This is a genomic window from Helicobacter ailurogastricus (assembly GCF_001282945.1).
Lineage (GTDB): Bacteria > Campylobacterota > Campylobacteria > Campylobacterales > Helicobacteraceae > Helicobacter > Helicobacter ailurogastricus.
Window position 1 is genome coordinate 100,099 of the sequence record NZ_CDMG01000006.1, and the last position, 632, is coordinate 100,730.

A 632-nucleotide genomic window follows, 5' to 3' on the forward strand; every position below is an offset into this window, starting at 1 on the left:
AACGCCGTTTAAAGGCGTTTAAAGGCTATTCTACTTAAGTCACTTCTAAAAGCTTTTATGTAGGGTTTTCCATTTAATTTATATGAAATTAAGAAAGGTTTAGCTACCCTGCAAGAAGTAGCCTACTTGGTGCGTTAGCATCTTCAGCTGCCCGGTCGAATGAAAGAGTAGATAATGTCGGCATCTTTAATCTCCTTGATAATGTAGCTCCTTCTGACATCCGGTATCCCTGTGATGAGTAGCTTATCATCTTCAGCTGTAACCAACAAATAGGTTAAATGTTTCCCATTGTCTTTTTGAAAAACCTTGGCATATTTCTTTCTCCCCACATCATTGTTAAGCATGACAAAATCCGGATGATTTAGTGTAGGTTCAACTAAATTTAAAAACCCTAAGCGTCTTTGCTTATCTTCCCTGCTTGCCAAATGTTCTATAAACCTCTTATGATTCTTCACCCCCTTTAAACTCTTTAAAAACCCTTCTACATCCAAACTTGCGGGGATAGGCGTAGCACTTGTACGCAAATCAAGGCTTTTGATAAAGGCTTCTTTCTCCTCTGGGCTTTGAATCACCGCGTTAGGTTTAACTCCACTCTCCCCCTCATCCTTAAACTTCTTGTTGTTTCCTCCCCC

At 39.9% G+C, this 632-nt stretch carries 1 protein-coding gene; it reads right to left on the reverse strand.

Translation table 11 applies throughout. From position 1 onward, the window contains the following. Positions 1–143: 143 nt before the first annotated feature. A partial coding sequence (locus HAL07_RS05125; protein WP_274377884.1) for a PBECR2 nuclease fold domain-containing protein occupies positions 144–632 on the reverse strand: 489 nt, incomplete at its 5' end.